The organism is Shewanella maritima (assembly GCF_043643735.1).
GTDB lineage: Bacteria > Pseudomonadota > Gammaproteobacteria > Enterobacterales > Shewanellaceae > Shewanella > Shewanella maritima_A.
Map to the genome: position 1 here is coordinate 60,961 of NZ_JBHZSM010000005.1, position 23,775 is coordinate 84,735.

Annotated in this window: 16 protein-coding genes; 11 read left to right on the forward strand and 5 right to left on the reverse strand. The window is 42.4% G+C overall.

Annotated features, from left to right (window positions below):
* Positions 1-14: 14 nt before the first annotated feature.
* Together ACHUGF_RS07625 and ACHUGF_RS07630 are read right to left on the reverse strand one after the other, a co-directional pair.
* Complete coding sequence (locus ACHUGF_RS07625; RefSeq protein WP_394130199.1) at positions 15-743, reverse strand: spondin domain-containing protein; 729 nt, start codon at positions 741-743, stop codon at positions 15-17.
* Between the two features lie 11 nt (positions 744-754).
* Positions 755-1,456, reverse strand: a complete 702-nt coding sequence (locus tag ACHUGF_RS07630) for a spondin domain-containing protein (RefSeq protein ID WP_394130200.1) — start codon at positions 1,454-1,456, stop codon at positions 755-757.
* Between the two features lie 183 nt (positions 1,457-1,639).
* On the opposite strand from ACHUGF_RS07630, the gene ACHUGF_RS07635 reads away from it, so the two are divergent.
* The 5 genes from ACHUGF_RS07635 to ACHUGF_RS07655 all read left to right on the forward strand — a co-directional run bounded on the left by ACHUGF_RS07635 (position 1,640) and on the right by ACHUGF_RS07655 (position 6,362).
* Positions 1,640-2,194: a GNAT family N-acetyltransferase gene (locus ACHUGF_RS07635; RefSeq protein ID WP_394130201.1), complete on the forward strand. Its 555-nt coding sequence runs from the start codon at positions 1,640-1,642 to the stop codon at positions 2,192-2,194.
* 62 nt (positions 2,195-2,256) lie between these two features.
* Positions 2,257-3,588, forward strand: a complete 1,332-nt coding sequence (locus ACHUGF_RS07640) for an NAD(P)/FAD-dependent oxidoreductase (RefSeq protein WP_394130202.1) — start codon at positions 2,257-2,259, stop codon at positions 3,586-3,588.
* A 212-nt stretch (positions 3,589-3,800) separates the two neighbouring features.
* Positions 3,801-4,646, forward strand: a complete 846-nt coding sequence (locus ACHUGF_RS07645) for a LysR family transcriptional regulator (protein ID WP_394130203.1) — start codon at positions 3,801-3,803, stop codon at positions 4,644-4,646.
* Between the two features lie 88 nt (positions 4,647-4,734).
* The gene (locus tag ACHUGF_RS07650) at positions 4,735-5,475 is read left to right on the forward strand and encodes a hypothetical protein (RefSeq protein ID WP_394130204.1); all 741 of its coding nucleotides are present in this window, start codon (positions 4,735-4,737) and stop codon (positions 5,473-5,475) included.
* Between the two features lie 476 nt (positions 5,476-5,951).
* Positions 5,952-6,362, forward strand: a complete 411-nt coding sequence (locus ACHUGF_RS07655) for a hypothetical protein (protein ID WP_394130205.1) — start codon at positions 5,952-5,954, stop codon at positions 6,360-6,362.
* Between the two features lie 230 nt (positions 6,363-6,592).
* Here ACHUGF_RS07655 and purD read toward each other — a convergent pair whose 3' ends face one another.
* Both purD and purH read right to left on the reverse strand, forming a co-directional pair.
* Positions 6,593-7,891, reverse strand: a complete 1,299-nt coding sequence (gene purD / locus ACHUGF_RS07660; protein WP_394130206.1) for a phosphoribosylamine--glycine ligase — start codon at positions 7,889-7,891, stop codon at positions 6,593-6,595.
* An 83-nt stretch (positions 7,892-7,974) separates the two neighbouring features.
* Positions 7,975-9,564: a bifunctional phosphoribosylaminoimidazolecarboxamide formyltransferase/IMP cyclohydrolase gene (gene purH, locus ACHUGF_RS07665; RefSeq protein ID WP_394130207.1), complete on the reverse strand. Its 1,590-nt coding sequence runs from the start codon at positions 9,562-9,564 to the stop codon at positions 7,975-7,977.
* A 319-nt stretch (positions 9,565-9,883) separates the two neighbouring features.
* Between purH and zntR the strand changes: the two genes are divergently transcribed.
* From zntR to ACHUGF_RS07690, 5 genes are all read left to right on the forward strand, one after another.
* Positions 9,884-10,342, forward strand: a complete 459-nt coding sequence (gene zntR / locus ACHUGF_RS07670; RefSeq protein ID WP_394130208.1) for a Zn(2+)-responsive transcriptional regulator — start codon at positions 9,884-9,886, stop codon at positions 10,340-10,342.
* The gene (locus ACHUGF_RS07675; RefSeq protein ID WP_394130209.1) at positions 10,336-11,622 is read left to right on the forward strand and encodes an SO_0444 family Cu/Zn efflux transporter; all 1,287 of its coding nucleotides are present in this window, start codon (positions 10,336-10,338) and stop codon (positions 11,620-11,622) included. The genes zntR and ACHUGF_RS07675 overlap by 7 nt, the downstream gene beginning before the upstream one ends.
* Positions 11,623-12,031: 409 nt before the next feature.
* Positions 12,032-13,819, forward strand: coding sequence for a multiheme c-type cytochrome (locus ACHUGF_RS07680; RefSeq protein WP_394130210.1), 1,788 nt, complete (start codon positions 12,032-12,034; stop codon positions 13,817-13,819).
* 346 nt (positions 13,820-14,165) lie between these two features.
* Complete coding sequence (locus ACHUGF_RS07685; protein ID WP_394130211.1) at positions 14,166-16,022, forward strand: multiheme c-type cytochrome; 1,857 nt, start codon at positions 14,166-14,168, stop codon at positions 16,020-16,022.
* Positions 16,023-16,689: 667 nt separating this feature from the next.
* A complete protein-coding gene (locus tag ACHUGF_RS07690) occupies positions 16,690-18,621 on the forward strand; it encodes a multiheme c-type cytochrome (RefSeq protein WP_394130212.1) in 1,932 nt (643 codons plus the stop codon).
* 490 nt (positions 18,622-19,111) lie between these two features.
* Here the strand turns inward: ACHUGF_RS07690 and ACHUGF_RS07695 are convergent, their stop codons facing one another.
* Positions 19,112-19,906 carry a S1/P1 nuclease gene (locus ACHUGF_RS07695; RefSeq protein WP_394130213.1) on the reverse strand — a complete coding sequence of 265 codons (795 nt, stop codon included), beginning with the start codon at positions 19,904-19,906 and terminating at the stop codon, positions 19,112-19,114.
* A 682-nt stretch (positions 19,907-20,588) separates the two neighbouring features.
* On the opposite strand from ACHUGF_RS07695, the gene ACHUGF_RS07700 reads away from it, so the two are divergent.
* Entirely contained in the window at positions 20,589-23,753 is a 3,165-nt protein-coding gene (locus ACHUGF_RS07700; protein WP_394130214.1) for a TonB-dependent receptor, read from the forward strand.
* The last annotated feature ends 22 nt before the right edge of the window (positions 23,754-23,775 follow it).

Consider the following 23,775-nt stretch of genomic DNA (forward strand, 5'->3'; position numbering starts at 1 on the left):
ATTACGATAGCCTGTTATTCAGTACGTGTAATAGTCACTTTAACGCCTGGGTTATCGAATCGGTGAGATGCATCGAGCACCGAATCCATTAAGCCATCGTACATAGAGATTACGCCTGGGTGTACATGAATAAAGTCCACGTCATCACGCATACTGTTGTAACCTTCGCCGCCATCTGCAGGGCCAGGTAAACTGCCTTTTGCTTCAGAGTTTTGCTCGGTACCTGCGTCATAAACCATCATGCTCATCATGCTGGTTTCGTCAACATCAAGCATGGTTAAGTTATAAGCATTCACACCTGCAAAAGCATCATTAGTATTGACCAGCATTGTCGCTAAACTCAAACTGGCAACGTCTTCTTCATCTAATGTCACAGAGATGGTTTCAGACATGCCCGGCATGATGACACCAGTGCCATTGGCTGAACTGGTTAAGCCATCTAACTCGGCAAGATCTGCACTATCGCCACCTTCAGCTAACTTCTCAAGTGCGACAGAGGCACTCATGCCCGCCTGCCACAGTGATAGGTCTGCACTGTGTGTTGCAACAAATACCGGTGATAAAGGCTGGTTAGCCGTTAAGTTAGTCACAGTGACTTCATAGGTTTGCATCACAGGTTCTGGCGTAGGCGGCACAGATGCGGCAACGGGATCATCATCACTGTCTGAGCAACCTGCTACTAATAGGCCTGTTAGCGTTACCGCCAGTAAGCTTGGTTTGAGTGAAAGTAAGTTCGCTTTCATGGTGAGCCTCCTTATTTCACTGTTACAACAACTTTAGCAACTGGATTTAACCAGCGGTGGATGCGGCTGTCTAGGTCACTGGCACCGCCATCGGCATCTGTGTCACCTAATACACCAGGGTGAACATGAACGTATGTATTGCTAGCACCATCCATTACACCTGTACCATTACTGCCACCATCACCACCTGGCGCCGCTGGAATACCTGCAACTCCCAGCATGCCACCACCATTGATTATTTCATCGTTAGCTTCGGTACCAGCATCATAAGCATTGACATAAACGGTATAGGTGCCTGCTTCAGATGGAATCTCCCAGCTGTCTAGGCCGATAAATGCATCATTAGTGGGTAGCACCATGGCAACAATTGATAAACGGTCATTATCACCCGTGTCTAGCATCACGCCGTCAACTGAATGGCCAGCGGCCAGAAGGCCCATAGCAGGATTCGCACTCGTCACACCATTGATGCCCATCACGGCCGAATCAAGATCGGCAATATCGCCGCCTTCAGCCATTTTTTGCAGCGCAGGTGTTGCCATTTCGCCTACTTGAAACAGGTGGTTGTCACTGTCATGTGCAGCCAACAAAATGGGAGTAAAGTGATTACCGTGAGTGAGGTTAGTGACACTAACTTCAATTTCAGCAGCATTAACAGATAAGCTTGATAGTCCAGCGAGTAATAAACCAGCATTGACAAGTGTACGTTTCATAACAGATCTCCTTTTGTTTGATTGCAAACAAGTATGGGAGGTAGACATCACTGGCCTATCGCTAAATTATCACAAAAGTTTAACATCGCTTTATTTTGACTTAATGTTCTGATTTTATTTGGAAAATGAAGGTTTACTTTTTGTGGTAAACTGACTGGAACACCAATAAATCTGATAAAAATAATGAAAATAACACAATTAACGCCAGCTGATTTTCACGCGGTTATTACCTTAGGTGAGCAAGTCCATGGGGCGGGTTATTTGGATATGGCTGAGCTAGAAAAAATTTACCAGCAGGGAATAAAAAATGGTATCAATGCGCACTTTGTTGCTATTGAGCAAGGTCAGTTAATCGGCTTTAGACTGACCTATGCTGCAGGTCAGTGGCCAAAAGATCAGTGGTGCAGTGTCGATAAATGGGGAATAGATTTTGAAGATGTGTGTTACTTCAAATCCAATACCCTGGCTGAACAAGCCAGAGGGAAAGGTTTAGGCGGTAAATTGCTGTCAGCGTCCATTGATGCGGTAAAAGCACAGGGGGCTAAAGCGGGAGTCAGCCATTTATGGCAACAAAGCCCGAATAATGCTGCGGTGAAATACTTCTCTAAAGCTGGTGGAAAGTTAATTGCAACGCATCCACAACGTTGGAACCAACGATATGTGGGTGACGACTACCATTGTGTGCTGTGTGGTGATGATTGCCAATGTGATGCATGTGAAATGTTGCTCGTCTTCTAGCAGAACCCCGTGGAAATAACGCAAGTCATATTGTCAGAGTTAATCATCATCAGGGGTAAGTTATGCATTATGACCCATTAATATCAGCATCCCCTCAAGGGCAAGCTAATGCCTCAAGCTACTGGGCAGATACCATTGATTTAGGTCAAGCTGAACCGGCATTAAAATATAGCCAGCACTGTGATGTAGCTATCATCGGTGGTGGTTACACAGGCCTGTTAACTGCCTATTATCTTGCCAGTGAGTTCAATCTCGATTGCCAAGTGTTAGAAGCTAATCAAGTCGGTTTTGGCGCAAGCGCACGCAATGCGGGATTTGTGTTAAAAGGGTCTGGTCGCTTGGGTTATGCAGCCATGACAAAACGATGGGACTTAGCCACAGCCAAGGGGATTTATCATGAATTCAGTGAAGCGGTTACACGTGTCCAACACTTAATTGAACAACATGAAATAGACTGTGATAAACAGCCAATGGGTTACATTAAAGTGGCCCATAATGCCAAAGCGCTACAGCAACTCTCGCAGGCGAATGACTTTATCACCAAGCACTTAGGCGATGATGCACAGCTATTGACACGCCATCAACTGTACTCTGATTACATGCATAACCAGCAAGCCCTTGGGGCGTTAAGGGTGAAACAGAGCTTTGGTGTGAACCCGCTAAAATTACTGCTGGGTTATAAATGTGCTGCACTAGCTGCCAAGGTTAAGATCAACGAGCATAGTTGCGTGCTTGATTGGCAACAACAGCATGGAAAACACCGCCTTGTTACAGCTGACGGTGAATTGCTAGCTAGCAAGGTTATTTGTGCTGGAAATGGTTATAGTTCAAAGCAATTGTCGAGTGCCATAGATAATAAGTTTCTGCCTTTTCTCAGCAATATTATTGTGACAGAACCGCTTACCCAGGCTGAGCTTGAACAAGCAGGCCTGCAAACCCATCAAGTGACCATGGATACCCGAATCCTTAAATATTATTATCGATTATTGCCTGATAATCGCATCTTATTTGGTGGCCGAGGTGCAGTTTGGGGGAGAGATTCCCATGATGATATTTATGCGCAGCGTTTAAAGCTCGCATTAGATAAATGCTTTCCTGTTTGTGCAAACAAAAAAGTGGATTATCAATGGCATGGTTGGATTGCTGCGTCTATGGACGATATGCCTCATGTGTACCTCGATGGTACAACAGGGTATAGCTTAGGGTATTGTGGCTCAGGTGTGGCATTTAGTGCTCAAGCGGCTTATCGTTTAGCTCAACAAGTTGCCGGAATAACCGTGCCTAACTTGCCCTTATACACACAACCCCTGCCTAAGCTACCATTCGCAAATTTACGACGTTATGGTCAGTGGGGGTACTACCATTATGGTTGGCTAAAAGATCGTTGGGGCTAATTCTAAGCATTTCTCTAGCGATAATGTCACATAATGCTGATGATGGTATAACCGTGATCAGCATTTTTAATGCATTTATAATTTTCTGGTATAAATCAATTTTAGTAATTGGCTAATATGGGTTAACTTAATTAAATACAGTTTATGTACATAGACATTTAATAGTATTCTTATCCTTCTTTGCAAGTTGCTTTTAGCCAACGGATATTGTCATGGATCTAAATCTACTTACTACCTTTTTGACTGTATATAAGCACGCTTCAATCACGATTGCTGCAGAAGAATTAAATATCACTCAACCCGCAGTCAGTGCAGCGTTGAAACGATTAGAAAAAGTGGTGGGTAAAAGATTATTTGTACGAGAGGGGAGAGGGATATCACCAACTGGAGCAGCAGTTGCTCTAGCGCATAAAATTGAATCTCCGCTAAGCGTATTAGATAGCATTGAGCAGCAACAAGAACACTTAAATATGTACTGTAGTGAGTCTGTGATGCACATGGTAGGTCACTTGAATGATATTTATTTTAGTGAAACCCCTTTAGATGAAGATGTCATTGTTGATGATCTCGTGACACAAAAAGTGGATTTAGTGATTGATGCAATGTCGAGTAAAAGGCATTCACTGATAGTGGAGGAGTTTCATCAAGAACGTGCAGTGTGCTTAACACGGTTAGCGCATCCAAGAATACAAACACAAATGACCATTGAGCAATTCTATGCAGAAGAGCATATTGCATTAAAAGTCAGACGTAACAACCTCAACACCTTAGGAAACTTGGCTCGTGAGCAAGTATTCAACCGCACGATTAAGATAGAAACTGGCTCAGTAGCGAGCATGTTAGCATTATGTGCTGAGTCTGATTATATTGCGGCTGCAACTACATCGATTGCTGAAAAACTCGCCCCAAAACTGGGCTTACGTATCCACAACTTCCCAATTGATTTAGCCCCTGTGAAGTACTTCATGCTTTACCATCGGCGTTATCTCCATGATCCTAGCCATAAAGAAAAGCGTGAGTTATTGAAAAGCACCATAGCTGGGGTTAAACATAAATGAAATTGATGTTTTAACTAAATCTTAGTTTATTTATCACTAAAGTAATTATCTCCATAATCCTCCCCACTTACTGATATGAGGATTAATTATGAAATTACGCACGATTGCAGCTTTATCAAGCACCCTGTTAGTTAGCTCAGCCTATGCAGCAGATGTTGAAGTATACCTTGAGCAAAATATCTCTTCTAATGCGACAGACCACGGTGTGTATACCACTGAAGCTGGTGCAAAAATTAATACCTCCGAAAATGGTTATGTGACTGTTCAGTTTGATGACCAAGGTTGGCTTGCTGCTGGCTACGGTCATCGCTTTGGCATTACAGAGCAAGCGTCTTTCACTCTTTACGGTGAGTTAGGAAAATGGGATGAAGCTAAAGAAATCTTAGTTGAAGCTATTTTTGACTACCAAGTGAATGAAAACATCAATGTATTTGCCGGATATGGTTTCAGCCAGATAGAGCAAACTAGCGGCCTAATGGGTGGTGATGACATTGACTCGCACAAATTTATCGCTGGTGCACATATGACATTCCATGGCTTCGATCTGAACTATGAGTACACGCATACAAATACTGACGGTAATAATGGTTATATTCACGGCCCAGGAAATAGCTTTTGGTATATGACAGAAAGCTTCAGAGCAAATGAACATGAGGTTATTTTGTCTAAAAAAATCGGTGACTGGAGACCGTACCTGAAATACACCTACTTCAATACTAGTGAAGGTAATTTAGGCTATGGTTATGGCCAAGGTATTGGTGATAGTAATGAATTTGCCCCTATAGATAATGACCATGTTTGGACATTAGGTGTGTCTTACACATTTTAATTTAAGAAGTCAGTAGTTTACGCTTGCTTAATCGTCCCCTCTATCGAGTTAAGTTGCTACTGACTTCACCCTTTAGCAACACTGAGGAACTTATGCTGCCGCTTTTTGTTTAGTGTGTAGGATTTCATCCGTCAAACCTGATTATCCGCTAGGGAGGTTTGCTATTACATTAGGGGCTGTTGATCTTTCAAGATTATTTTTGCAGCTACTTGTTGGAAATTTATACAAGGCAGCGGCTTTGATGTGTGGTTATTCCACATGAGAAGCTGTTAACGCAGTAAAAATGACAACAAGTGCTGCCTGAAGGTTCGTTTAAAAGCACTTTACTCTTTGTTGCGAGCGAGTTTGTCTAGGTGGCTAGACGTCATCGCTCACGCCTCGATTAAAGTGCTTTTAACTCGAACAAATTCTAATCGGCAAAGGTCAACAGACCCTAACCTCATTGAAGCACAACACACGAAATAAGAGACGGCAGCATGAACAAAGCAGTAATTGGTTTACTTGTAGCAACAGTGTCATTTAGCACAGTCGCACAAGAGAGTATTGAGCAACATCATTTAGATATCGCGATGGAGCAGTTAGAGCAGGTGGAAGCGAGTATTGTGGTTTTAGATAGTGGTGATCAGGATCATATTACTTTCACTGCTTTAACTGCGCCACGCTTTCGCGATGTTTACGTTAACCATGAAGCGGCTAAAGAACTTGAGCTAAAAGTGACTAAGCACTTTTTAGTTCAAAATCAACACAATGTTGAATCGTTGGCAGATGCAATTGCTACGCAGATTGAAGTTGATAATCCAACATTTTTCTCAGTGAAAATGCACCGTGAATATAATCGTATTAACGGCCATTACAAGCTGGGAGCAAAAGTTTATGAGTACCAGTAATGCCTGACTAGCATTAACCCTTTTTGATTAACCTTCTATGGATGGACTTTTGTATTGAAATCAACCCTAGTATTTCATACACCCTTGCCGAGCGCGTTGCTCGGCTTTTTTTTGTCTATGATTTAACCCTAAACGTAGCAGGTCATATTTGAAATATAAAAAATCCCTGTGATAGCAGTTGCCACCACAGGGATTGTATAATTTAAATAGGCGTTAGCTACAAACCTAGTTTATTTACCTTGCTCACGTGCAATCGCACGGTAAGCAATATCTGTACGGAAATACACATCGTCCCAATGAACAGCATCCACTAATGCGTAGGCACTCGCTTGTGCTTCTGTCACTGAGTTACCCAAAGCGGTCGCACATAATACGCGTCCACCATTTGTCACAATGTGACCGTCTTTTTCAGCAGTACCAGCATGGAAAACTTTGGCATCATTGTTACCTAAGTTTAAGCCTTCAATGATATCGCCTTTACGATAAGCTTCAGGGTAACCGCCGGCAGCCAGTACTACACCCACTGCAGCGCGAGAATCAAACTCTGCAGTCACTTTATCAAGCTCACCACGGGTTGCTGCAAGACATAATGCCACTAAATCAGACTGTAAGCGCATCATAATAGGTTGAGTTTCTGGATCACCAAAGCGGCAGTTATACTCAAGGACTTTAGCACTGCCATCAGGCGAGATCATTAAGCCTGCGTATAAGAACCCCGTGTATACATTGCCTTCAGCAGCCATGCCATCAACCGTTGGACGAATCACATTGTCAATGGTCCAATCGTGAACGGTTTGGGTTACCACTGGCGCTGGTGAGTAAGCACCCATGCCACCAGTATTTGGGCCATTATCGCCGTTATCACGGGCTTTATGATCTTGGCTAGATGCCATAGCTAAGATGTTGTTGCCGTCTACCATGACGATAAAGCTGGCTTCTTCACCTTTTAAAAATTCTTCGATAACAACGCGAGAACCAGCATCGCCAAACTTGTTGCCTGCTAACATGTCTTCAATAGCTGCGTCAGCTTCTGCTTGGTCTTGGGCGATAATTACGCCTTTACCTGCTGCAAGGCCGTCAGCTTTGATCACGATAGGGAAGCCAGTGCTTGCTGTAACTTCAGTTACATACGCTTTTGCTGGCTCAATTTCAGTGAAGTTTGAGTAAGCTGCTGTCGGGATGTTATGACGCGCTAAGAAGTCTTTAGTGAAGGCTTTTGAAGACTCAAGCTGTGCTGCCCCTTGGGTTGGACCAAAAATAGCTAAGCCTGCTTCTTTAAAGGCATCAACTACGCCTAATGAAAGCGGCACTTCAGGGCCAACGATGGTGAGTTCAATTTTATTGTCTTGAGCAAATTTAACCAGCTCTGAAATTGCTTCAACCTTAATGTCGACGTTTTCTAATTTTGGCTCTAACGTTGTGCCCGCATTACCTGGCGCCACAAATACAGTGTCAACTTGTGGTGATTGTGCTGCTTTCCAAGCTAACGCATGTTCGCGTCCGCCGCTGCCAATTACTAAAACTCTCATTGATTCACCCTCAAACAATTATAAATATAATCTTTTTAAAACGAAAAAAGCAGCCAAATGAGGCTGCTCTATTCAAATGCTATTTAGTGACGGAAGTGACGCATGCCGGTGAATACCATCGCCATGCCGTGCTCGTCTGCAGCTTTGATGATCTCTTCATCGCGGATTGAACCACCTGGTTGGATGATGCAGCTAATACCTGCTGCCGCTGCTGCGTCGATACCATCGCGGAATGGGAAGAAGGCATCAGATGCCATCACTGAGTTCTCAACCACTAGCCCTTCGTCAGATGCCTTAATGCCAGCAATTTTAGCTGAGTAAACGCGGCTCATTTGGCCTGCACCTACGCCAATTGTCATACCGTCTTTTGCATAAACGATGGCGTTAGACTTAACAAATTTAGCTACTTTCCAGCAGAACATCAGATCTTTTAATTCCGCTTCAGTCGGTTGGCGCTTAGATACCACTTTGACTTCATCAAGGCTTACCATACCTTGGTCGCGATCTTGTACTAGCATGCCACCGTTAACGCGTTTGTAGTCTTGGCTGATGGTTTGAGTATTCCATTGGCCACATTCTAATAAGCGTACATTTGCTTTGGCAGCGACTACTTCGCGAGCATCTTGACTGACAACAGGTGCAATGATCACTTCAACAAACTGACGGTCCACAATCGCTTTGGCTGTTTCAGCGTCTAGCTCTTGGTTAAATGCAATAATACCGCCAAAGGCTGAAGTAGGGTCAGTTTTGAAAGCGCGATCGTATGCTTCTAGTATGTTGTCACCTAATGCGACACCACAAGGGTTGGCGTGCTTCACAATGACACAGGCAGGTGCATCAAACTCTTTTACACATTCAAGTGCGGCATCAGTATCTGCAATATTGTTGTATGACAAGGCTTTACCTTGTAATTGCACTGCGCTAGCAACAGAAGCTTCATCAATGTGAGTGTCAACATAGAATGCCGCTTTTTGGTGACTGTTTTCACCGTAGCGTAGGTCTTGTTTTTTCACTAACTGAGTGTTGAATGTACGAGGGAAACTTGAATCTTCATGGCATTCATCTTTTGAATGCGCTGGTACCATAGTACCGAAGTAGTTCGCAATCATGCCATCGTATGCTGCGGTATGTTCAAAAGCAGCAATAGCAAGATCGAAACGCGTTTCTAATGTGGTGCTACCTTCATTTGCCTGCATTTCAGCAACAACGCGGTCATAGTCTTTCGCGTTAACCACAATTGTAGTGTCTTTGTGATTTTTTGCAGTAGAACGCACCATGGTTGGGCCACCGATATCGATGTTTTCTACAGCGTCAGCTAGTGTACAACCCTCTTTTGCCACAGTTTGTGCAAATGGGTATAGGTTTACTGCAACCAAATCAATCGGCTTGATTGCATTTTGCTCCATGACCACTTCATCAATGCCACGACGGCCAAGAATGCCACCATGCACTTTAGGATGAAGGGTTTTAACACGACCGTCCATGATTTCTGGGTGACCAGTGTAGTCAGAGACTTCAGTGACAGGGATATTGTTGTCAGCCAATAATTTAGCTGTGCCACCTGTTGAAAGTAATTCAACACCTTGTTCGTGCAAGGCTTTTGCAAAGTCCACGATGCCAGTTTTATCAGATACGCTTAACAGCGCGCGACGAATGGGTCTGATAGTATTCATGTAGGTACAGGGTCCACTAAGTTGTAGTTTAAAGATCTTTCGAAAAGCAGAAGCGATACAATTCAACTTTGCCAAAGATCCTCGATTACCTTGCCTATTATTGTTGTTATGAGGTTAACCGTGTTCGGGCGCGCGTATTTTAGCGTAATCCACTGCCCTGCGGGATTTTTATGCGCGATTTCACAATATTGAAATGCGAACAACAGAAAATACAATAAATCGCTTTCAAGTATTGACCTTTGATTTAACTCTAAGGTTTATACTTTACAATATTCGAGGTTATTGTCGTTAAATTTACGGCTATATAAGGTAGCAATTTATGTATCGAATTGGTGAGTTAGCAAAACGCTGTGGTATTAAATCTGACACCCTGCGATTTTACGAAAAGCAAGGCCTGTTAGCACCACTGCACAGATCAGATTCAGGCTATCGGGTATATTCCGATGATGATGAAGCTAGGTTACGCTTTATTCTGCGCGCCAAAGCTGTGGGTTTTACCCTGAACGAGATTGCTGAGCTGTTATCTATTGAGCTAGACAAGTCTAATTGGGCCTGTGCTGATGTGAAAGGGCTGGTGGATAGTAAGTTGCTGCAGGTGCAAACCAAGATTGCTGAGTTAATGCAATTTTCATCCTCATTACAAAGTTTGTCAGATGCCTGTTGTGGTGGACCCGACAGCGCAGAGCATTGTTCAATTTTAGAAGCCTTGGAATCATCAGATAATATGCAAGTTAAGCCTGAAAATCATCAACAGGTGATGGAGAAAACATCATGCTAGTCAGTAATTTTATTCACCTATTTTTAGAGTCAGCGCCTTGGTTGTTACTCGGTTTGATTCTGGCTGGCTTGCTAAAAGTATTTGTACCTATGCAATGGATGCAAAAGCAGCTTGGAGGGCACGGTTTTAAAACGGTACTTAAAGCCGCAGTACTGGGTGCACCTTTACCTTTATGTTCGTGCGGTGTTATTCCCGCAGCAGTGGGGCTGCGTCGTAGTGGTGCATCAAAAGCAGCCACCACATCATTTTTAGTGGCCACACCTGAAACAGGTGTTGACTCCGTCTCAGTATCTTATGTGTTATTGGGCCCATTTATGGCGATAATTAGACCGATCGCTGCCATTACCAGTGCCACAGTGGCCGGTTTACTCGTCGGCCGTGATGAATTAAGCGACACGAAAACCTCATCAGTTGAGCCTAAAGCGACGACAAAACAAGACTTAGCGACCAAAGCCGGTTCTACAGCAGCAACACAAAACAGTTGTTGCGCCTCAAAAAAAGCCGCTGAGGTCGAAGTGGTTAAGTCATGTTGTTCGAGTCAGCAAGCCGCTCCTAACGTTGCTTCTAATGTTAATAAGGAAAGTTGCTGCAGTAAGGGAGCAGCAAAAACGACTTCTCATGATAAAAATGAGAGCATTAATGAATCTGCTGAAGAAAGCTGCTGCGCATCAGCGCAAGACGATCTTGCTGCGCAATTAAAGCATCAATCTGTTATTGAACGTGTCGGCTCTGGCTTGCACTATGCTGCAACCGATTTAGTACGGGACACCACTTTGTGGTTGCTGGTCGGACTATTCTTTGCTGCATTAGTGCAAACCTATGTGCCGGGCGATTTCCTCGCGAAGTGGGGCGATGGTGTATTAGCCATGTTGGTCATGGTGCTAATCTCTGTGCCTATGTATATTTGCGCAACGGCATCCACACCGATTGCAGCAGGTTTGTTACTGGCAGGAGTTTCTCCTGGTGCAGTATTAGTGTTCATGATGGCAGGCCCTGCAACCAATGTTGCGACTTTAGGCGTGGTATCAAAAGAGTTAGGCAAGCGAGCATTGTTTGGTTATCTGGGAGGCGTACTGGGTGTCGCACTTTGTTTCGGTGTACTAGTGAATTATCTTGTGAATAACTTTGGCTTTGAAGTCATGCCACAAATCGGCGAAGAGCATGAGTTGCTGCCACAAGGAATTGTTATGTTGTCCGGTATCGTACTTGCTGGACTGATGCTAAAAGCCATGTGGGATAAAATCCCGAGAAAGTCAGCTGACAAATCTTGTTGTTCTTAAATTAGTACTTCCACCAGAAAAACTCTCCATATTGGGGAGTTTTTTGTTTTTTTTATTGTGAGCTGCAACTGCTTGTTGTGGTTATGTTGCTGTTGATGTTGTCATGTAATTATTTGGGGTGTTCTGTCGTGGTGATTTTCGAGATAAATTCCACTGTTAATCTATTTTTAATCTCTGCCACTTTTAAGATTTTTATCTTATTGTTTTTTAATAAGTTTAAAATATGAGGCAGTTTTGCTTAAAAAAAGAAATTGTTGATAATTTGCAGTGCTTCAATATTTTCAAATAAAGATTAAGTGCATGTTTTGATTGTACTTTGCTTGTGAATTGGCTCTCATCATAAATTATTAAAACCTAATAAAATGATTGATTATGGTACTAGCCATAAATAATAAATATGATGGGACAAATGATGAGACAATTTAATAAATGCAAAGTTGCATTAGTTATTGCATCAGCAATGACACTTGCTGCTTGTAGTGATGGTAAAGATGGCAATGATGGTGCACCTGGCGAACCAGGTCCTGGTCCAACACCTCCTTCAAGTGAAACTTCTCTAGAAACCAGTGTTAATGTACTTACTCACACTCTAGAAGAAGGTGTGATTAAGTTTGAGCTAGAAATCACCAATGAAGAAGATGTGCTTGTGACTGGCTTGCAAAAAGCCAGTGTAGAGTTTTCTGAGCTAACGGATAATGGTATTGCCCGCAGTCGTGATGGTCTTTTCGGTGGTAATGCTAATGAAGCAACAGAAGGTGCTTCACTCACTGAAACAGATCTTGGCCGTTATGAATTTGTCGCGCCAATTGAAAATATTAATGCCGCATCGGAAGGTATCATCCGTTTATCAGTAGGCGGTAGTGAGAAGGTTGCTTCTTCTAATTACATCGTGGTTGATAAAACAGACGGTATTCATACTACTAGCACTCAAGCGTGTTATGAGTGTCATATTGATTATGCCGAATTTGGTTCAAAGCACCCACACTACACTGCAATCAACACTGACGGTGAAGCTGACTTCCTAGGTGGTTGTATGTCTTGTCACGGTAACATTATTCGTGATGAAGGTGGTTATACCCGTAACACCATACAAAAAATTGGTCATATCAATCACATGAACTTCGAGAAAGGTTTCGAAGGCAGTAACTGTTATAGCTGTCACGTAGAACCTGTGACAGCAACATATTCAGATGCGACTTGCTCTGATTGTCACCAAGCAGCTGGTATGAGTGAATATGTTGATATGAATTCATTTGCAGCTGGTACAGACTTCCGTCGTTTGCACACTAAGTTCCCTGAGCAAGTGAAAGTGAACGAAGTACATTATTCGGTAATGTCTGAAGTAGTAGAAACTGAAGATGGTCTATCTTCTTGTTCAACCTACTCGCTATACAACACCGAAGGTGAAGAAGCGGTCATGTTGAATGCTGCAGAGATGGTTGTCGATGGTGACATTTCTCTAACCATTACCTTCCAACGTTTACTGCATAACATCATTGATAATGCATCAGGCACCACTACCTTTACTGATAATGAAGACGGTAGCCGTGAGTACTGTATTGATGCACTAGCAGTTGATGGTGAGTCTTTCTCAGCATTAGCTCGTACTGTGTTTCAAACGAATGAAGATGACAAAGTCATCATGGCAACATTGTCTGAGAACGGGCGTCGTTTAGGAGTAACACAAGAAAGCTGTTCAACTTGTCACAATGTGGCTGGTGAATACCACAGAACAGCAGGCTTTGCTGACGGTGGTGCTAGCTGCTTATCATGCCACTATGCAGGTAAAGATAGAAGAAGCGCATACTCAGGGCCAGGTTTCGGTCCAATGATACACAGCATGCACTGGGGTAATGGCGGCGAAGGCAACTCGGCTGATAAACTAGCAGCTAAAGGTTGTGTGGCTTGTCATGATGGTGTAATTGATTTATATGAAGTGCCTGCACAATACATGCCTTCTAAGTCAATGAACAACAATGTTTCAGGTGTTTACACTTCTCAAATTACTGCTAACTGTGCCGGTTGTCATACTGGTAACTCGGCTCGTCAACACATGCAAGATAATGGTGGTGACATCAATAAGCCTGAAGATGAGTTAGGTGGTGATGAATGGTTCTTAGCACCAACGTCAGAATCATGTGCGGTTTGCCATGCTGAAGGTAAAACTTTTGGTATTGAGAAATACCACACGTTTTAAGTGATAGCGATGTAAACTCAATTAAGGGTTTAAACCATAATTGAACATGGAGGCAGCGATGCCTCCATTTTTTATATCTATAGTCATATTTTTTATTGCTGGAACGATAAAATAATTAATATCAGTTCAAAGGTACATCCTGATACATTTGTTGGTATTTTGGGGGTGTTTATGAGTTCTATCATACTGATTTTATGACTTAATTCTCATTTGTGAAATTGGTAATTTTGATTAAACGAAAATTGTGAACAAGGTCGTCATCCACCATTGATTCTTCATTTAATATTCAGTTTCGTATACCTATAAAGATATACGGTGATGAGAAAAATAAAATGGTGAGGTAACGATGAGACAATTTAATAAGTGCAAAGTCGCATTTGTGATTGCTACGGCAATGGCAATGACCGCTTGTAGCGGTGATGACGGTAAAGATGGTGATGATGGTGCTCCAGGCGAACCTGGTCCTGGCCCAACTCCACCAGTAACTGAAGTTGCTGAAGTGACTAATATCAACGTGATTAGTCACACAATCGAAGAAGGTCAAATTCGCTATGAATTTGAAGTCACTAACGAAGAAGATGTGTTAGTGAATGGCTTGATGAAAGCTGAAGCTAAGTTTGCAGAAAAAACTGACAAAGGTGTTGTACTAAACCGTGACGGTGAAATCGGTGGTTACACTGATACTACTAAAGAAGGTTCAGTTCTTAATGCTTTAGGTGATGGCCATTATGAATTTATCGCAGCAATGCCAGCGGTGAATGCCGGTTCTGAAGGTATTGTTTGGTTACGTGTTGGTGGTGATGATTCAACTGAAATCGCCCGTTCTGCACCAATGGTCGTATCTAAAGCTGATATGGTTCACACTTCAACCACTGAAACATGTTTCAGCTGTCACGTTGACTATGGTACATCGAGCCAACGTCACGCAAGCTATACAGCAATTAATGCTGAAGGTGAGACTGACTTTGTAGCGGGTTGTATGGTGTGCCACAACAACGTATCACGCAATGAAACAGTTGGTGGTGGTTACGCTCGCGCTACTTTGCAGCAAATCGGCCACATTAACCACCAGAAGTTTGAGCAAGATTTTGCACCAACAAATTGTTATTCATGCCATGCTGAGCCAGTGATGAACACCAGCATTAATGGAAATGGTTGTAGCGATTGTCACTCATTAGACACTGCTTCTGATATGTTAGCGTCAATGAACGAATTTGATGCGCGTGCATTCCATGCTGAAAAAACAGGCCTTACAGAGAGTCAAGCTATTCGTGCTGAACACTCAACTAGCCTTTCAGCTGTATACATGAATGAAGGTGCATACTGTACTGATTTAACTCTTTATAAGGGTGAAGAAGTGCTAGATATCGAAGCATTGTACGCAGATGGCACATTAAGCTATGCAAGTACTTACCTTCACGGTTACTACAACGAATCTATCGTTGGTCGTGAGTCACGTAACTATGCAGAATCTTACAAAGGTGATGGCACTAAGACTTTCTGTCACCCAACGTTGGATCTAAACACTGCTCAAATCATGGCGAGCTCGCGCGTTACTTTCGCGATTGGTGACGATCCATCATATGAAGGTGTTTCATTCACTAGTTACTCTCCAGTAGCTGAGTTAGCAGATTTAACGCAAGTGACTGACTATGACCGTCGTCATGCTGTAACTGCTGATAGCTGTACTACTTGTCACACCAACAACTCTAACTTCCACAAAAACGGTAGTTATGCTGAAGGTGGTTTAGACTGTGTAGCTTGTCACAACAACGGTCAAGACCGTAATGCAAGAGGTTCTGCACCAGGCTTTGGTCCTATGGTTCACAGCATGCACTGGGGTATCGGTAATTCTTTAGGTGCAACAGCTCCTGATGCAAACTCAGCTGCAAGCTTGAATGCAGATAACTGTGTGTCTTGTCACGCAGACGGCATTGAATTGTCAGAAATTCCAAATCAATTCATCCGTGCTAAAGCATTCCACGGTGGTGATAACACTAAGATGGCTAGCCCAATCACAGCTAACTGTTTTGCATGTCATGACAGTGCTCAAGCATTGAACCACATGGAGCAAAATGGTGGTGAGATTGATGCTGAGGTTGTAGCTGATTGGTACATGCAACCTACCTCTGAATCTTGTGCAACTTGTCACGATACGGGTAAATCATTCGGTATCGAGAAGTTCCACGTATTTGAGCGTTAATTTGCCTAAATAAAATAACCTGCTAAGAGGGACAACCTCCCTTTTAAACAGTGTGATCAAATCAAAATGGGAGCCTTTGGCTCCCATTTTTTGTGCTTGATAATAAAGAAGGTTACTTAGTTGTCTGTTAGCTAACGGTCAAAAATAGTATCTAGATCACATTTTTGACATTTGGTTTAAACACTAACGCTGTCGTTTTGTCGTCATCCAATCGAATGCTCCACTATCTGCTTGGTACCATCACAACTAGAAGTACTAATGGCTGAAACTCACAACCAAGCGGTATTTGCGGTAACAGGGGCGCCCTAGTTGTGTTGAACACCTCACTAATTACGACCAATGTCTGATACATACAAACTGACTTGGTGATACATTTGGCTACACCTTGTTCTTAACTAAGTTTATGTTTTTAAGTAGTAATTTTCATGGTCGATAACTCTGTTTCTGTAATGTGAAATTTGTGAGCGAGGTCGACCTATTTTAACTATTCTTAAGCTATTGTTTAACCAAGGTGTATACCTAAAAATATATACATAGATATATAAACCACGGATTAGCAACAAGTTGTATTTGGCACGGACGGTTTTTGCAGTGAATTAGCAATAAGTGACCCAACAAGAAACAGGCTAATCAGCAAGTTTACAACAGTAAGATGATGAGGCATAAGATGAGACAATTTAATAAATGCAAAATCGCATTTGTCATTGCAACCGCAATGGCAATCTCCGCATGTAGTGACGGTAAAGACGGCAAAGATGGTGAAGATGGTGCACCAGGTGAACCTGGTCCAGGGCCTACTCCACCAGTGACAGAAGTTTCTGAAGTCACCAGTGTAAATGTGATTAGTCATGCTATCGAAGAAGGTCAAATTCGTTATGAATTTGAAGTAATGAATGAAGAAGGCGTATTAGTTGACGGTTTAGTAAAAGCTGAGGCCAAGTTCGCTGAAAAAACCGAAAAAGGCATGGTGTTAAATCGTGATGGCGTAATTGGTGGCTATACTGACACCAGTAAAGAAGGCGCTGTATTGACAGCCATGGGTGAAGGTAAGTATGAATTTGTCGCACCTATGCCTGCAGTTAATGTTGCATCAGAAGGTATTGTTTGGCTACGAGTAGGTGGTGATGATACTACTGAAATTGCACGCTCAGCCCCAGTTGTTGTTGCGAAACCAGACATGATCCACACGTCAACCACTGAAACATGTTTCAGCTGTCACGTTGATTATGCTACTTCAGACCAACGTCACGCGAGTTACACAGCGGTGAATATGGATGGTGAAACTGATTTTGTTGCTGGTTGTTTGGTATGTCATAACAATGTTTCTCGTGCAGAAGAAAACGGTGGTTATGCAACAGCTACACTTCAAAAAATTGGTCATATCAACCACCAAAAATTTGAAAAAGACTTTAACCCAACTAACTGTTACACCTGTCACGCTGAACCTGTAGTCAATACAAGTATTGCTGGTAATGGTTGTAGCGATTGTCATGGTGATGGTATGTCGGCGCCAATCGTACCTGCTGATGGCTTCGATGCACGTGCATTCCATGCTGACAAATCTGGTCTAGACACGCTTCAAGCAATGCGTGTAGGTTACATGGCTGAAACGACTGACCCGTTCAAGAATGATCTTGGTGAGTGGTGTACAACTATGTCGCTATATGAAGTTGAGGGTGAAACAATGACTCAACTAAATATTGGTGACCTGTATAACCCAGGTGATGAGAATGGCGATCAAGTTCATATCGCTGAGCAGCCGATTGTATACGCTGGCGCATATCTACATGGTTACTATGACGAGTCAATTGTAGGTCGCTTTGGTGGTCACACTACGGGTGAATACAAGGTTGACAATGATGACGGTACACGTACCCATTGTTACCCAGTGACTAATGCTGGATTTGAAAGTTCATCAATCATGGCTTCAGCACGTATTGGTTTAAGCTATGACGGTTGGATGGACAGCGATAATGAATACACTATCTCATTCACTGCTTATTCTGATGCAGTAGACTTCGACACTCTTGAGCCTGCAATGGCGTATGAGCGTCGTCTATCAGTTTCTAGCGATAGCTGTACTACATGTCACACCAGTGAAACTAACTACCACAAAAATGGTGCCTACAATGATGGCGGCATGGACTGTGTAGCGTGTCACAACAATGGTCAAGACAGAAGAGGTGCATACTCTGCTCCTGGTTATGGCCCAATGGTTCACAGCATGCACTGGGGTCGCGGTAACATGCTAGGTGCTAAAGCGCCAGAAGCTAACTCTGCTGACAGCTTAAATGCTGATAACTGTGTGTCTTGTCATGCTGAAGGCGTTAGCCTTGCTGATATCCCTAACCAATACATGCTTTCTAAAGCATTTAATGAAGGGGTTTCAGGAGTAATGACTAGCCCAGTAATGGCGAACTGTATTGCTTGTCACGATAGTGCTGCAGCTCAGAATCACATGGAGCAAAATGGTGGTGAGTTCAATGTTCCAGCTGTAACTGGTGAGTGGTATAAGCAAGATACAATGGAATCTTGTGCAACGTGTCATGATACTGGTAAGTCGTTCGGTATCGATAAGTACCACGTATTTGAACGTTAATTGTTCTGAGACTTAGACATCTGTTAAATAACGCTTCATCACGTTACACAAGGATGTGATTATAGCCCTGATGTTTGAGTCACTTAAAGGGAGCCTGTAGGCTCCCTTTTTATATTTATCTATCCGACAATCACTGCTTAATTAGCAGCATCATTATTTCTACATGGCACCACTTCATAATCACTTTCGATTAAGCTTCATCCTTAAATCGGTTATAGCTAGCTAACGGCTTGATAGATCGGGGAGTCGACATTCGTTACAGACATCTCATTTATTGAGTCTTTGAACGTGACTTTTAATGTGAACGTGACTTTGAGTGCGAGCCTTATTTTAAGTGCGAGCCTTATTTTAAGTGCGAGCCTTATTTTAAGTGTGAGAGTATCTAGACACGATTATGAAAATGAAAAAGCGCAGACCATATGTTGCGCTTTATTATAGGAGACTCAACTAGAAGGCTGGTTAAGTTTAATGACTCGTAAGCATATGAGAGTTACTTGGCAAAGAGAGTATTAAGCTTATCTGCTAAACGAATGCCAGCTTGTTGTAAGCGTAATTTAATTGTTGGAGTATGGTCGTACACATATTGCCAACATAGATCAGGTTGTCCATCACGGTTCTTTTCTAAATTGTAGGCGGCAGCACGCAAAGACTTAGACTCATCGGCCCAATCGTAGTAGCTTTTTCCTACCCAGTTTTTCATGTTTTCATCTGAGATACGACTGATGAAGTCAGTGAACTCTGTATAACTTAATTTTTGATGTTCAATCAGCTTGGTATCCCAAACAGAGTGTAGATTTGTCTCTTCACCAAACCATTTGAGCTTAATTTTATTACCACCATGATCATGATTGTAGCCAACATGCAATGGCTGATGAATATCACCAACAAAGTGGACGTAAAAAGCCAATGCCTGCCATTTTTCTAATTGGCTTGCTTTAGGATCGATTAACACTTTTTCAAACCTCTTGAGGCCTTCGATAATATCGCCCTTTGGGTTTCTATCTAGTGTTTTCCAAGTTTCATCATCTTCTATTGAAACATAATGCCACGGTGATGCGTGATGCCAGTTTGGGTTTGAGCGTATTTCATCAGCCCATGTTGACATTTGTGCTAGTGATTCGCCTAGTGTCAGCTGGTTAATATTGTCCTGTGCAGCTTGCGTGAGGTTTTTTTGCGCTAACTCACCTATTATGCGGTGACCATTTTGTCCCCACGCATGAGCATGAGAATTAATGAAGCTTGTTAACGCGACGGTTGCAGTAAATAAGATAATTGTAGTTTTCATTATAATTCCATAAATGATTTAGGTGGCTTGGCGCTTTTAGAGGCACCGAATCATGAAGTTAGAGTATTATGAAAATATCTTTTTTAAATTATATTTTTGTGACAAATTTGATTGGGTAGTGCTTGTATTCTTAAATAACTCATTGAGTCTAATCAAGTAAGCTGCCGCGGTGTAACTGCGGCAGAATCTAATATGTGCTGTATATGTCACTTTAATTCAGAATAAAATATGAACTGAGTGCTCTATAATTCTTAGCTGATCATACACTAGCTACTCTAGTAAAGTTGCCATTTTGTTTGATTTTATTTTCATGTTTGTAAGCGGCTTGTTTTGGGGTTGTATTGAGTCTTTGACTTTTAACTTAGTAGTAAAACTTTAAACAAACAGTCATAAAGCAATTTAAATATAAACACGTTCTTAAATGTCTCGCATTATTAATAAGATTAAAGTCTGTTAACCGACATTGTATCGGCTTTCTAGCTCGATCAATAAAAAAGAAGCAAGAATAGCCCGTTACATAAATGGGCAATCTGTAAATGTATAATTTATTTATCGATGCGTTTTTCTACAAACATGAAATATCTCTGAAATAAACGATTAATAGCATCCGCCCTGAAGTTTTATTACGGCTTCATATAAGGCTAAACCAATTAGCTAATTATAATTTTTCAGGGGTAACAAAATGATAAACCATAAAATAAGTCGTTTAGCGCTAGCGACTTGCTTTGCATTAGGTGTCGTATCTTTGCCTGCGACCGCGTCTCAAACAGCATCTAACATTCGAGGTCATATTGTTGGTCCGATGGGGAATGCTGTTACTGATGCAACTATTACCATTATTCACGAACCAACAGGCACTGTTACTGAAGTACCCGTCGGTGATGATGGTCAATTTTCGGCTCGAGGATTACGTGTTGGTGGGCCATACATCATTAAAATTGACTCTGACGAATTTGCCGATGATGTCGAACAAGGTTTGTTTCTTAATGTAGGTGAAACATTACGCTTTAATCGAGCGTTAAAGCCAGTAACTGAGATAGAACGTATTGGTGTTGTGGGAAATGCAAATTATTACCGCTCAGCGGGAAGTAACAGCGAGTTTGGTGCTGATGATATTGCCAATGCACCAGGCATTAGCCGTGATCTTAAAGATGTATTACGTCAAAACCCCATGGCCGTAGTGGGGAATGATGGCATATCGATGAGTGTGGCAGGGATAAACCCGCGTTTTAATACCTTTGTCGTTGATGGTGTATCACAAAATGATGATTTTGGTTTGAACTCCAATGGTTACCCGACTCAGCGTTCGCCAATTTCCATTGATGCCGTAGAGAGCGTAGCACTGAATACCTCACCGTTTACTGCGCGAAGTGGTGGTTTTTCAGGTGCACAAATTAATGCGGTAACTAAATCAGGCACCAATGAATTAACCGGCACCATGTTTTGGGAGACAACCAATGACAGCATGGCTGGGGATGGTAAAGATCAGTCAACGGGTGAAGCACTGAAACAAGATTTCGAAGAAACCACATTTGGCGGCACCATTGGTTTCCCGCTGATTAAAGATAAGTTGTTTTTCTTCGGTTCGTACGAGAACTTTGATGCTCCTCAAGCGGCTGAATGGGGACCAGCAGGTGCTGGATTCCCTAATGATTCAAGGGTAACACTTGAAGAATTAGAACGCATAAATAGCATTGCTAGCAGTGTATATGGCCTTGATAACATTGGTAGCTATAATGCGACTCCTCAAGAAAAAGATGAGAAGATCCTCGCTAAACTAGACTGGAATATTAATGATGATCACCGCGCATCGTTAACTTACCAAAAAACCGTCGGCAATATTACAAACCGAGTATCAGATACTGAAGGCTATTTAAACTTATCGAGTTATTGGTACGACAAAGAAGAGGATTTCGAGTCATTTGCGGCGATTTTATATAGTGACTGGAGTTACGACTTTACCACTGAGTTTAAAGTTGCATATAAGGATACTGTCAGTAATTCCAATCCTGTGGACAACCTAGGTATTGGCCAAGTAGCAGTGAAAACGGAAGGTGGCACGGTTACTTTCGGTACCGAACGCTCACGTCAATCTAATGAGCTAGACAATCAAAACTTAGAAGTGCGTTTTGTAGGTGATTACTACTTAGATGATCACAAAATTGGCTTTGGTTTCCAATACAACAATATTGATGTATTCAATTTGTTTGCTCAAGACACGATGGGCACATGGGACTTTAATTCGATTGAAGATTTTGAGCGCGGCATAGTCGCTCGTTTCCGCTATCAAAATGCACTATCGGGTAACCCTGATGATGTCGCTGCTCAATTTAACATGGAAACCCTCGCGATATTTTTAGAGGATACGTGGGAAATTAACCATGACTTGGAAATGACCTTTGGTATGCGCTACGAAAGGATCATGATGTCTGATTCACCTGAATTAAATGAGAACTTTGTTGAGCGCTATGGCTTTGCAAATAACAGTACCATGGATGGCTTAGATATTTGGTTACCTCGTGTAGGGTTAACTTATGTCATGAATGATAATGTGACTTTAAGAGGTGGTCTTGGACGTTATAGTGGTGGTTACCCTACCGTATGGATGTCCAATAGCTTCTCAAATGACGGTAACAGTTTATTAAGTTATACCGGTGGTTGGAATGATGAATGGGGTATCCCTGACTTTGGCAATGTGCCGGGCGGAGCACAAGATGGTCTTGTGGGTGGCGACGGGAATACTAACTCACTAGACCCTAACTTTGAGCTGCCATCTGACTGGCGTTTCAGTGTCGGTTTTGATAGTACTTGGGACTTAGGAGCGTTGGGTAAAGACTGGTTCTTCGGCGGTGAATTCCTTTATATCCAAAAAGAGAATGACGTTGCATGGGTTGACTTATCCCGCCGTAAGGTGAGAACAGATGATACCGGCCGCGTGATTTATGAAACCTGGGATCCATTAGCCAATGATGGTCAAGGCGGGAATACAGAGCGCTCAGATCTCATGCTGACCAATGCTGATGAAGATGGCTCAAGTAAGACATTGAGCTTTTCATTGGCAAAAAATTGGGACTCAGGACTGAACATGCGCTTTGGTTATGCATATAACCAAGTTGATGAGGGTAACCAAGGTTCTTCCTCTACAGCAGGCTCAAACTACCAATATCCAATTGTTGGTTACGACCGTAATGGTACAACAATGGGGCCTGGTTACTATGAAACGCCTCACCGATTTACCTTGAGCTTAGGCTATGACACAGAGCTGTTTGCGGGCTACAAGTCTAGTTTCAATATGTTCTATGAGGCGCGCCAAGGTAATCCTATGAGTTGGGTATTAGGTTCATATAATGACCGTGGTTTTGGTGACCAAGGTGATTACGCCTACTCAAACGCTTACTTGCCTTATATTCCAACTGGCGCTGATGATGCCAATGTTGAATATGCTGGTGGCCTAACCTATGAAGAGTTCAAGAGAGCGATTGATGAACTTGGATTAGGTAAATACGCGGGTGGATTAATTGGTAAAGGCACCCATAATCAACCTTGGGTTCATCAATTAGATTTCCGTTTTACTCAAGAACTACCGGGCTTTACTCAAAAGCATAAAGGCATGTTGTACTTTGACATTAAGAATGTGCTGAATTTACTCAATGATGATTGGGGTCGAGTAGAGTATCAAAGTTATGGTAGCAAGGTGCTTGTTGACCACAGCTACGATCCTGAAACAGGGGTTTACACATACTCAATCCCATTTGGACAAGATGGCATTGATACTTCAACGCATAATACTTATGACATCAATCAGTCTGCATGGCAGATGAAAATCGGTGTGAAATACATGTTCTAAGATGCCGTACCTTGTCAAAAAT